Source organism: Streptomyces sp. NPDC048191 (genome assembly GCF_040652655.1).
GTDB lineage: Bacteria > Actinomycetota > Actinomycetes > Streptomycetales > Streptomycetaceae > Streptomyces.
In genome coordinates this window covers 77,580-88,841 of record NZ_JBEZMO010000024.1, presented here as the reverse complement: position 1 = coordinate 88,841, position 11,262 = coordinate 77,580, and the positions used below count along the sequence as shown (strand labels likewise).

Below are 11,262 nucleotides of genomic sequence, written 5' to 3'. Positions count from 1 at the left end.
GGTGAGCGAAGAGCACTGGTACGAGGACGAGACAGGGTCCATGGTGCGCCCCTACACGGTGACCAGGGGCCGCACCCGGCCCTCGGCCGCGCACGCCATCGACCTGATGTCCCGGGTCACCGCGCTGGACACCGACGCGCCGGGGGCCGACCTGGACCACGCCCGCGCCGCCCTGCTCGACCTGGTCCGGCGCGGCCCGCGCCCCGTCGTGGAGCTGGCCGCGGACGCCGACCTGCCCCTGACCGTCCTGCGTGTCCTGCTCGGCGACCTGGCCGAGGCGGGCCTGGTCCGCATCGACGAGCCGCGCCGGCTCACGTCCGGGGGCGCGGCCGCCGACCCGGGGCTGCTGCGGGAGATCGTGAAGCGTCTGCGGGAGATCTGAGCGATTGCGAAGACTCTTGTCACAGGCGTGTACGAGGGCGGTGACAGCCGGAACGCACCGGGCGCCCCCGGCGGTCTCCCTGGGCGCAAGTGACCAGTGCCCCGGACTCCCGAGGAGTGAGGGGCAACGCCCGAAGGGGAACCATGCGCGCCCAGAAGCTCTCACTGCTCGCCGTCACCGCCGTCGCCGCCCTGTCGCTCACCGCCTGCCAGGGCGATGACAAGGGGTCCTCCGGCACGAGCGACTCCTCCGCCCCGAGCTCGCAGAGCTCCGCCTCCCAGGGCTCCGGGTCACAGGCCTCCGGTTCCCGGAGCTCCGACGGCAGCGGCACGTCCTCCGGCAAGGGCACCGCCACCGGCCGGTCCGGCACGGGCGGCGGTTCCGGCGCGTGCACGACCTCGCAGCTCGCGATGAGCACCTCCGGGGGCATGGCCGAGGGCACCCTCATCGTCAACATGAAGAACACCGGCTCCGCCGCCTGCACCCTCAAGGGCTTCCCCGGCGCCGACCTGAAGAGCAAGGACGGCAGCGTCAGCGCGAAGCGGAGCAAGCTCGCCGCGCCGCTGGTCGGCGTCAAGCCGGGCGAGGAGGCCCGCTTCACCCTGCACTACCCGCCGAACACCTCCGGCGGCAGCGGCGAGACCTTCACCGGCCTCGTCGTCACCCCGCCCGACGAGACCCACTCCCGCACCCTGCCCGTCAGCATCAACGTGCCCGTGTCGGACGGCAGCGGCCCCGCCATCACCGTCGACCCGGTCGGCACCGGCAAGTAGCCGGCGCCGGAGGCCGTCCGCTCCGCTGGGGCGGACCTAGGCGTCCGTCAGTTGTAGACCTAGAGCCTGGGCTGCCACGGCACGACCTTGAAGTCGCCCGTGCCCTCCTTCACCTTCTCGAAGGGGGCGGAGGACACGCACGGCGGCAGGTCCCTGGTGTCCGTGGGGCTGCCCACCCCGGCCCAGCTGTAGCCCAGCCGGTCGTTCCGGCCGAGGTCGTGCACGGTGACGCCGACCCGCCTGCCCTTCGCCCCCGGCAGGTCGGACGCGGTGATCACACCGGAGACGACGGCGACCCGGCCGCCCGTGACCAGACAGTCGACCTTGGCCTTGGCCCAGGCTCCCCGGCCGTGCAGATAGTGGCTGAACTCGAAGGTGCCGGTGGCCTTGCGCGGGTCCATGGTGTGCCGCGCCGCCAAGTGCGCGTCGAAGGAGAAGGTGATGTCGTCCCCGGCCGACCGGTAGAGCTTGGCGGTGCCGGTCAGCGCGGCGGCCTCGCGCGGTGCCGGGTGCGCCTCCGTCCGGGGCTGGTACGCCCCGCCACCCGAGGCCAGCGCCGCCCCGGCCGTACCGGCGGTGATCAGCAGGGCGGCGGTGAGAGTGACGGCGGCGATCTTCGTACGGCGCTTCATGACGGTCCTTTCCGCAGGTCAAGCGCGTGAACCCAACGCTCACCACTCTCCCGGCAGCGGGCCGCGAGGGCATCGCTCCGCGGGCGGGACCCCGCCTCCGCCGTCCGGCGGGGAACCCCGGCCGTGACCTGCGCCTCAGGGAGGACGGGAACCGGACCCGGGGCCACGCAACGAATCGCCGCCCGGCCCGCGCTCCACGCAACAAACCGCGCACAGGCGCGCAACGGCTCCTGCTTGTCCGGCGGAGCGCGCCGACCGTACCTTCTTCGTGGCCCCCCAAAACCCCTCTTTCCGGTGAGGACCCCGCATGCGCACCGCCCTGCTACAGAGCTCCGGCCGCCCCGGCTCCGTCGCCGAGAACCTCAAGGTCCTCGACGAGGCCGCGGGCCGTGCCGCGGCCCAGGGCGCCGCGCTGCTCGCCGCACCGGAGATGTTCCTGACCGGGTACGCGATCGGCGACGACATCGCGCGCCTCGCCGAGCCCGCCGACGGCGACAGCGCGGACGCGATCGCCGAGCTGGCCCACCGGCACGGCCTGGCGATCGCCTACGGCTACCCGGAGCGCGACGGCGAGACGGTCCACAACTCCGCCCAGCTGATCTCTGCGGACGGCACCCGGCTCGCGAACTACCGCAAGACCCACCTCTTCGGCTGCTTCGAGCGCGACCACTTCACGCCGGGCGAGCAGCCGGTCGTCCAGGCCGAGCTGAACGGTCTCACCGTCGGCCTGATGATCTGCTACGACGTCGAGTTCCCGGAGAACGTCCGCGCCCACGCCCTGGCCGGCACCGACCTCCTCGTCGTCCCGACCGCGCAGATGCACCCCTTCCAGTTCGTCGCCGAGTCCCTCGTGCCGGTGCGCGCCTGGGAGAACCAGATGTACGTCGCGTACGTCAACCGGGTCGGCCAGGAAGGGGAGTTCGAGTTCGTCGGGCTGTCCGTCCTCGCCGGTCCCGACGGAGTCGCCCGCGCCCGGGCCGGCCGCGCCGGGCAACTGGTGCTCGCCGACGCCGACCCCGCCTTCCTGGCCGCCTCCCGTGAGGCCAACCCGTATCTGCAGGACCGCCGCCCCGGCCTGTACGGGTCCCTGGTCTGACACCCCGAGCCCTCCCCGTACCACCCCGCGCAAGGAGTCCGTACCCCATGACGTCCACGGTGCCCAACGCCGTCGAGCACACCGACGAGCAGCAGCCGCCGATCACCATGTTCGGCCCGGACTTCCCCTACGCCTACGACGACTTCCTCGCCCACCCGGCGGGCCTCGGTCAGATACCCGCGACCGAGCACGGCACCGAGGTCGCGGTCGTCGGCGGCGGCCTGTCCGGCATCGTGGCCGCGTACGAGCTGATGAAGATGGGCCTGAGGCCCGTCGTCTACGAGGCCGACCAGATCGGCGGCCGGCTGCGCACGGTCGGTTTCGAGGGCTGCGACGACTCGCTGACCGCCGAGATGGGCGCGATGCGCTTCCCGCCGTCCTCCACCGCCCTGCAGCACTACATCGACATGGTGGGCCTGGAGACGAGGCCCTTCCCGAACCCGCTGGCCGAGGCGACCCCCTCGACCGTCGTGGACCTCAAGGGCGAGTCGCACTACGCCGAGACCATCGACGACCTGCCCCAGGTGTACCGGGACGTCGCCGAGGCCTGGAACAAGTGCCTGGAGGAGGGCGCCGACTTCTCCGACATGAACCGTGCGATGCGCGAGCGGGACGTGCCGCGCATCCGCGAGATCTGGGCGAAGCTGGTCGAGAAGCTCGACAACCAGACCTTCTACGGCTTCCTCTGCGACTCCGAGGCCTTCAAGTCCTTCCGGCACCGCGAGATCTTCGGCCAGGTCGGTTTCGGCACCGGCGGCTGGGACACCGACTTCCCGAACTCCATCCTGGAGATCCTGCGCGTCGTCTACACCGAGGCCGACGACCACCACCGCGGCATCGTCGGCGGCTCCCAGCAGCTGCCGCTGCGCCTGTGGGAGCGGGAGCCGGAGAAGATCGTCCACTGGCCGTACGGCACCTCGCTGAAGTCCCTGCACGTGGACGGCGAGCCCCGTCCGGCGGTGACCCGGCTGCACCGCACCGCGGGCAACCAGATCACCGTGACGGACGCGAACGGCGACATCCGCACCTACAAGGCGGCCGTCTTCACCGCCCAGTCCTGGATGCTGCTGTCCAAGATCGCCTGTGACGACTCGCTCTTCCCGATCGACCACTGGACCGCCATCGAGCGCACCCACTACATGGAGTCCAGCAAGCTCTTCGTCCCCGTGGACCGGCCGTTCTGGCTGGACAAGGACGAGGAGACCGGCCGGGACGTCATGTCGATGACGCTCACCGACCGCATGACCCGCGGTACCTACCTCCTGGACGACGGTCCGGACAAGCCCGCCGTGATCTGCCTGTCCTACACCTGGTGCGACGACAGCCTGAAGTGGCTGCCGCTGTCCGCGAACGAGCGGATGGAGGTCATGCTGAAGTCGCTCGGCGAGATCTACCCGAAGGTCGACATCAGGAAGCACGTCATCGGCAACCCGGTGACCGTCTCCTGGGAGAACGAGCCCTACTTCATGGGCGCGTTCAAGGCCAACCTGCCCGGCCACTACCGCTACCAGCGCCGTCTGTTCACCCACTTCATGCAGGACCGGCTGCCCGAGGACAAGCGGGGCATCTTCCTCGCCGGTGACGACATCTCCTGGACCGCCGGCTGGGCCGAGGGCGCGATCCAGACCGCGCTGAACGCGGTCTGGGGCGTGATGCACCACTTCGGCGGGGAGACCGACGCGGCCAATCCCGGCCCGGGTGACGTGTACGACGAGATCGCCCCCGTGGAGCTGCCCGAGGACTGACCACGAGAGCGAGCAAGGACCAAGGCGCGGGCGGCCGGCCTCAGATTCCGGCCGCCCGCGCCTTTTCAAACACCTCGGCGGCGACGTCCGTGAGCTCCCGGGCGTCCCGGGCGGAGCTCTGGAGGTCGACGAGGATCTCGTCCAGACCGATGCCGGCGAACTCCACGAGGTCCGCCACGATCTGGTCGACGTCGCCCTGGAAGGGTTGGCGGTCCGCCCCGTCGTACGGCTTCGCCCGGGGGCCGGCGTTCACGCGCAGCACGGTCCGGACCGGCTTCGTACGGCCCCGCTCCTCGGCCAGCTCCCGCAACCGCCGCCACTGCGCGCCGACCCCCTCCGCGCTGAACCCCGCGGGCAGCCAGCCGTCGGCATGGTCGACGAGCCTGCGGAAGGCCCGGTCGTTGCTCGCCGCCAGCATCACCGGGATGGGCCGGACGGGCTTGGGCCCCACCACGGCGGAAGCGATCTTGGTCAACCGCCCGTCGTGGACGACCGGATCCGGACCCCACACGGCCCGGCACACCGCGATGATCTCGTCCAGGACCGCGCCGCGCTCCTCGATCGGCCGGACACCCGAGGCCGCGTACTCGTCGAGGGACCAGCCGGTGCCCAGGCCCGCGATCACCCGCCCGCCGCTCGCCGCGTCCAGCGAGGCGAGGGCCTTGGCGAGCTGGAACGGCACGTGCAGCGGGGCCACCAGGACGCTGGAGCCCAGCTCCGCCCGCTCGGTGGCCGCCGCGGCCAGGGTGAGGGTGACCAGCGGGTCCGCCACGTTGCGGTACTGGTCGGGCCAGGGCAGCCCTTCGACGCCGTACAGGCCCTGGGTGGCGGGCTCGGGGAACAGGGCCCGCTCGAAGACCCACAGGCTGTCGTAACCGATGTCCTCCGCGGCGCGTGCCACGGCGGGGACGTCCTTGCCGATCGAGTACTGCCGCATCTGGGGGAGACCGAGACCGAGCCGCGTTGCCATACAGCCACTCCTCTGTGATCGGGTGCCTGTCCGTCAACGCCCCGCGGCCCAGGGGAAGTTCCGGTGTCGCCCGGTCAGTCCGTCAGCGGTGTGAGCAGCATCCGGCCGGCGAAACCGACGGCCGCGTCCAGTCGCTCGGTGAACTCCTCGGCCATGTCCCCGCAGTGGCGCAGCGCCCACAGCGACCGTGCCGCCACCCAGGCCGCGTCGCGGGCCCGCTCCAGGCTCCAGGAGGCCAGGAGATGGGTGAGCGGGTCGGCGATCTGGAGCAGGTCGGGACCCGGCATCAGGTCCTCGCGGATGCGCTCCTCCAGCGAGCCGAGGAGATCGCCCACGCGGTCGAACTCGTCCTCCAGTTCGGGCGGTTCGCAGCCGAGCGTACGGCAGGCGTCCACCACGGCGAGCGCCAGGTCGTGCCCGATGTGCGCGTTGATGCCCGCGAGGGCGAACTGCAGCGGGCGCACCCCGGGATGGCGGCGGAGCTGGAACAGCGGCCGCCAGCAGGCGGGCGGACGGCGGTCGGCGTCCGCCGCGTCGACCGCCGCCAGATAGCGCTCGGCGAACCGCACGTCCAGCGCGATCGCCGCCCGTGGCTCCGGGAACGCCCCGGTGTCCAGGCGCCGGTCGACCTCCTCGGTGACGGTGAGGTAGACGCGGTTGAACACGGCGACACCGTCCCGCTCGGGCAGGGTCGCGGCGAGGGCGCGCATCCGGGAGACGACCGCGTCGACGGGGGTGGTGAGTTGTTCCAACTGCGCCATGAGGGAAGGGTCCCAGCCCCGGGCCGGCCGGCGTGCCGACCGGCCCGGGGCTTCGCCGGAACGGGGGAACGGGCTGCCGCGGTGCGGATGCGACGGGGCCACACGTGTCAGGCCTGCGTGCCCGGCGCCTCGCCGCGCCCCGGGCCGCGCGCAGGCGGGAAGTGCGCCGGCTCCTCGCAGGCCGGCACCGCGTCCCTCCGGCCGCCGGGGGAGTCCGACGGCCGCCGGGGCGCGGCCGGGACGGTCACACGTCGTAGGCCTATGACTTGGCGCGCGGAGTCTGCGCGTCGCCGGCCTCCGCGTCGTAGGCGGACGTGCCCTTGTCCAGCAGCGGCCCCTGCTTCTTCAGGTGGGCCGGGGCGAAGGCGCGCAGCGCGTGGTAGCCGGTGATGACGACCAGGGTGCCGAGGGCGATGCCGCTGAGTGAGAAGTTGCCGGAGAACTTCATGCTGACGTTGCCGACACCGATGATGATCCCGGCGGCGGCCGGCACCAGGTTCAGCGGGTTGCGCAGGTCCACCTTGGCGTTCAGCCAGATCTGGGCGCCGAGCAGGCCGATCATGCCGTAGAGGATCACCGTGATGCCGCCGAGGACCCCGCCCGGGATCGCGGCCACGACCGCGCCGAACTTCGGGCAGATGCCGAAGAGCAGCGCGAAGCCGGCGGCGGCCCAGTAGGCGGCGGTGGAGTAGACGCGGGTCGCGGCCATCACGCCGATGTTCTCGGAGTAGGTGGTGTTCGGCGGGCCGCCCACCGCGGTGGACAGCATGGAGGCGACGCCGTCCGCCGAGATCGCGGTGCCGAGCTTGTCGTCCAGCGGGTCGCCGGTCATCTCGCCGACCGCCTTGACGTGCCCCGCGTTCTCCGCGACCAGGGCGATGACGACCGGCAGCGCGACCAGGATCGCCGACCACTGGAACGACGGCCCGTGGAAGTGCGGCAGGCCGATCCAGTCCGCCTTGGAGACGCCGGAGAGGTCGAGTCGCCAGTGGTCGGTGACCTTGCCGCTCGGGCTCATGGAGTGGATCCTGCCGAAGATCCGGTCGAAGGCCCACGAGATGCCGTAGCCGAAGACGAGGCCGAGGAAGATCGCGATCCGGGACCAGAAGCCGCGCAGGCAGACCACGGCCAGGCCGGTGAACAGCATGACCAGCAGCGCCGTCCACTGGTCCTGCGGCCAGTAGGTGGAGGCGGTGACCGGAGCCAGGTTGAAGCCGATCAGCATGACGACCGCGCCGGTGACGATCGGCGGCATGGCCGCGTGGATGATCCGTGCCCCGAAGCGCTGCACCGCGAGTCCCACGAGGAACAGGGCCACGCCGACGACGAACACCGCGCCGGTCACCGTGGCGCTCGTACCGCCCTGGGCGCGGATGACGGCGGCCACACCCACGAACGACAGGGAGCAGCCCAGGTAGCTGGGCACGCGGCCGCGGGTGGCGACGAGGAAGATCGCGGTCGCCACGCCCGACATCATGATCGCCAGGTTGGGGTCGAGGCCCATCAGTACGGGCGCGACGAAGGACGCCCCGAACATCGCGACCACGTGCTGGGCGCCCAGGCCGACCGTGCGGGGCCAGGAGAGCCGTTCGTCGGGGCGTACCACCGCTCCGGGCGCGGGCGTGCGCCCGTCACCGTGCAGTTTCCAGCGCACGCCGAGGTCCATGGTGGGGTTTCGCTTTCTTACGTACGTGAAGACGGTCCGGACCATTGTCTCGGGTAACGAGCGGCTCTACGCTCACACGGTCCTCCTTATGAATCTCGTTCATGTACAAGAACGACGTGGATCGGAGAGCCGATGCGTGCAAGATCCCGTGCGGCCGTGCTGCTCGCCGCGGTGCTGGCCTTCGCCGGTGTCCTCGCCCCGTCCGCACACGCCGCACCCAAGGCCCCGAGGACCGCCGTCCTCGACGGCGGCCGCCTCCAGCGGGCCCGGGCACGCCTGGACCACGACCCCCGACTGCAGCGTGCGCTCAAGGACCTGACCAGCCGTGCCGACGGCTGGCTGGACCAGGGCCCCTGGACGGTCGTCGACAAGCCGAGGCCCGCGCCCGGCGGCGACATCCACGAGTACCTGAGCCAGGCCCCCTACTGGTGGCCCACCACCACCCCCACGGCCGACAACCCCTGGGGCTGCCCGTACGTCCAGCGCGACGGGCAGCGCAACCCCGAGGTCGACAGCGGAACGGACCGGCAGGACGTCGAGAAGGTCTTCGACTCCTCGTACGACCTCTCGCTCGCCTGGTACTACACCGGAAAGCGCGCCTACGCCGAGAAGGCCGGGCAGATCCTGCGCACCTGGTTCCTCGACCCGGCCACCCGGATGAACCCGGACCTGAACCACGCCCAGTTCATCCCGTGCAAGTACGACGGCCGGTCCATCGGCATCATCGACTTCTCCCAGTCGTACACCAGCGTCCTCGACGCTCAGGCGATCCTCGCCGCGGGCGCCCCCGGCTGGAGCGCCCAGGACCGCACCGCGATGGGCAGGTGGAACGCCGACTTCCTGAACTGGCTGAAGAACAGCGACTTCGGCAAGGAGGAGGGCGCGGCCGCCAACAACCACGGCACCTTCTACGACATGCAGCTCGCCGCCCTCGCCTACGCCACCGGCGACGACGCCCTGGCCCGGCGGACGGTGCTCGACGCGCGCGCCAGGCGGATCGACCCGCAGATCGCGGCCGACGGCAGCCAGCCGCAGGAACTCGCCCGCACCCGCAGCTGGCACTACTCCACCTTCGACCTGGTCGCCTACACCCGCCTCGCGGCCATCGGCCGGCACGTGGGCGTGAACCTGTGGTCGTACCAGGGCCCGGACGGCCAGAGCCTGTTCAAGGCCGTGGACTATCTGCTGCCGGCCGCGACCGGAGCCGCCGCGTGGCCGCATCCGGAGCTGGAGTTCCACCGGTACGCGGCCACCGACGTCGTGCACGCGGCGGCCGACGCCGGTGACGCGGCGGCACAGGCGGCCGAGGCGAAGCTTCAGGCGCCGCCCGGGGGAGACCTGTGGGCGCTGCGGCCCGCCGCGGAGCAACTGGACTCCATCGCGGGCTGACGACGAGGGAAGGGGCTCCTGAGCGGTCGCTTAGTATGGATCGTCAGCAGCAGCGATGTTCAGGAGCCCCACCCGTGACCGCCGAAGCCCCGATCGCCCCCGCCGTCTCCTACGGCCGGCTGATCCCCGTCACCGTGCACTTCGACGACCTCGACGCGCTCGGCCTCCTGCACAACGCCCGCTACCCGCTCATGGTCGAGCGCGCCTGGACCGAGCTGTGGAACGAGCACGGCGTCCGCTTCGACGGCGACTGGCACGCGGCCGGCGACGCCTGTAACGCGGTCCGCGAACTGCGCATCGGCTACGAGGCGCCGGTGACCCGCCCCGGCACCTACGCCGTCCACCTCTGGCTGGAGCGGCTCGGCACCACCGGCCTGACCTACGGCTTCCGCTTCTGCTCGGCGGACGGGACGCAGACCTACGCCCAGGGCACCCGGGTGCTGGTCCGGCTGGACGCCACGACCCTGCGCCCGGCGCCCTGGACCGAGTCCTTCAGGGCCGTGGGTCGGGAACTGCTGCGGCCGGCCGGCTGACCTCGGCCCGGCCGCCGCGCTCGGCGGTGCGCAGCACGCCCGCGAACACCGCGAGCCCGCAGGCCAGCGCCGTCACCACGCAGAACGACACCACGAGGCTGGTCGCCTGGGCCACCCCGCCGATCAGGCTCGGCGCGATCAGCCCCGAGGTGTAGGTGATCGTCGCGACACCCGCTATGGCCTGGCTGGGATGGGGCCCGGCGTGCCCGGCGGCCGCGAAGCACAGCGGTACGACCACCGCGATACCCAGCCCCATCAACGCGAACCCGCCCATCGCCACCGCCTCGTGCCCGGCGAACACGATCAGCAGACCGCCCAGCACGGCCAGGATGCCGCCGGCCCGGACGGTGCGGACCGGGCCGAACCGGTTCACCACCGCGTCCCCGGCGATCCGCGCCACCGCCATCGTGAGCATGAATCCGGTCGTGCAGGCGGCGGCCACCCCCGCCGAGCTGTCCAGCCGGTCCCGCAGGAACACCGCCGACCAGTCGAGGCTGGCGCCCTCCGCGAACACCGCGCAGAAGCCGACGGTGCCGATCAGCAGCGCCGAGCGTGGCGGCAGCGCGAACCGCGGCGGCGGTTCCTCGTCCTCGGCGGGCTGCAGATCCAGCACCCAGGTGCAGGCCACCAGGCCGAGCGCGGTGAGCGCGGCCGAGGCGAGCGCGAGGTGCAGGCGGGCGTCCGACCCGAGGTGCGCGGCGAGCGTGCCGGCCGCCGAGCCGACCAGGGCGCCCGCGCTCCACATGCCGTGCAGCCCCGACATGATCGACTTGTCGAGCAGCCGCTCGATCTCGACGCCGAGCGCGTTCATCGCGACATCGGCCATGCCCGCGGTGGCGCCGTAGACGAACATAGCCAGGCACAGGGTGTAGAGGTTCGCCGCGAGGGGCGGCAGGACCAGGGCGAGCGTCCACAGGGCGAGCAGCCCGCGCAGGGCCGTACGGCTGCCGAAACGGTGGCTGATCCGGCCCGCCAGGGGCATCGCGCAGGAGGCACCGAACGCCGTGAAGGCGAGGGCGAACCCCAACTGGCCCGCGCCGAGCGAGGCGTGGTCCTGGATCCACGGCACCCGGGTCGCGAACGATCCGGTCACGGCGCCGTGCACGGCGAACACGGCCGCCACGGCGTACCGGGCGCGCCTGACCTCGCCATGTGCGTATCCCACGTCACTCATGTTCCGGTCCCTCCCCGAGCCTCGCCGCCGCGGCACGCGCCGTAAACTATCAGGGACCCTGCCTGATAGATAGACGCCTTTACGGCCGCCGTTCGGGAGCGCGTCGCTCGGGGAGGGCTGCCGATCTGGGAGGATTCCCGT

Annotated in this window: 11 protein-coding genes; 6 read left to right on the top strand and 5 right to left on the bottom strand. The window is 72.0% G+C overall.

What is annotated here, in order from left to right:
• The first annotated feature begins 1 nt into the window (after position 1).
• Together AB0D93_RS30835 and AB0D93_RS30830 are read left to right on the top strand one after the other, a co-directional pair.
• Positions 2-382, top strand: a complete 381-nt coding sequence (locus AB0D93_RS30835; protein WP_362126286.1) for a DUF742 domain-containing protein — start codon at positions 2-4, stop codon at positions 380-382.
• Between the two features lie 143 nt (positions 383-525).
• Positions 526-1,155, top strand: coding sequence for a DUF4232 domain-containing protein (locus AB0D93_RS30830; protein WP_362126283.1), 630 nt, complete (start codon positions 526-528; stop codon positions 1,153-1,155).
• A 59-nt stretch (positions 1,156-1,214) separates the two neighbouring features.
• Here the strand turns inward: AB0D93_RS30830 and AB0D93_RS30825 are convergent, their stop codons facing one another.
• The gene (locus AB0D93_RS30825; protein ID WP_362126280.1) at positions 1,215-1,787 is read right to left on the bottom strand and encodes a Repetin; all 573 of its coding nucleotides are present in this window, start codon (positions 1,785-1,787) and stop codon (positions 1,215-1,217) included.
• Between the two features lie 307 nt (positions 1,788-2,094).
• Between AB0D93_RS30825 and AB0D93_RS30820 the strand changes: the two genes are divergently transcribed.
• Together AB0D93_RS30820 and AB0D93_RS30815 are read left to right on the top strand one after the other, a co-directional pair.
• Complete coding sequence (locus tag AB0D93_RS30820) at positions 2,095-2,883, top strand: carbon-nitrogen hydrolase family protein (protein ID WP_362126277.1); 789 nt, start codon at positions 2,095-2,097, stop codon at positions 2,881-2,883.
• Positions 2,884-2,930: 47 nt separating this feature from the next.
• Entirely contained in the window at positions 2,931-4,628 is a 1,698-nt protein-coding gene (locus AB0D93_RS30815; protein WP_362126274.1) for an NAD(P)/FAD-dependent oxidoreductase, read from the top strand.
• 40 nt (positions 4,629-4,668) lie between these two features.
• On the opposite strand, the gene AB0D93_RS30810 is transcribed toward AB0D93_RS30815, so the two are convergent.
• The 3 genes from AB0D93_RS30810 to AB0D93_RS30800 form a co-directional block, all read right to left on the bottom strand.
• Complete coding sequence (locus AB0D93_RS30810; protein ID WP_362126271.1) at positions 4,669-5,598, bottom strand: LLM class F420-dependent oxidoreductase; 930 nt, start codon at positions 5,596-5,598, stop codon at positions 4,669-4,671.
• Between the two features lie 74 nt (positions 5,599-5,672).
• Positions 5,673-6,359: a DUF5995 family protein gene (locus AB0D93_RS30805; RefSeq protein WP_362126268.1), complete on the bottom strand. Its 687-nt coding sequence runs from the start codon at positions 6,357-6,359 to the stop codon at positions 5,673-5,675.
• Positions 6,360-6,618: 259 nt separating this feature from the next.
• Positions 6,619-8,025: a solute carrier family 23 protein gene (locus AB0D93_RS30800; protein ID WP_362126265.1), complete on the bottom strand. Its 1,407-nt coding sequence runs from the start codon at positions 8,023-8,025 to the stop codon at positions 6,619-6,621.
• A gap of 132 nt (positions 8,026-8,157) precedes the next feature.
• Here AB0D93_RS30800 and AB0D93_RS30795 point away from each other — a divergent pair, with 132 nt between their 5' ends.
• Both AB0D93_RS30795 and AB0D93_RS30790 read left to right on the top strand, forming a co-directional pair.
• Complete coding sequence (locus AB0D93_RS30795) at positions 8,158-9,414, top strand: alginate lyase family protein (RefSeq protein ID WP_362126262.1); 1,257 nt, start codon at positions 8,158-8,160, stop codon at positions 9,412-9,414.
• A 74-nt stretch (positions 9,415-9,488) separates the two neighbouring features.
• On the top strand, positions 9,489-9,947 hold the full coding sequence (locus AB0D93_RS30790) for a thioesterase family protein (RefSeq protein WP_362126259.1): 459 nt from the start codon (positions 9,489-9,491) through the stop codon (positions 9,945-9,947).
• Here the strand turns inward: AB0D93_RS30790 and AB0D93_RS30785 are convergent.
• Positions 9,907-11,121 (bottom strand): MFS transporter, encoded by a 1,215-nt coding sequence (locus tag AB0D93_RS30785; RefSeq protein ID WP_362126256.1) that lies wholly within the window; start codon positions 11,119-11,121, stop codon positions 9,907-9,909. The two genes, AB0D93_RS30790 and AB0D93_RS30785, sit on opposite strands and share 41 nt — an antisense overlap.
• Positions 11,122-11,262 lie beyond the last annotated feature (141 nt).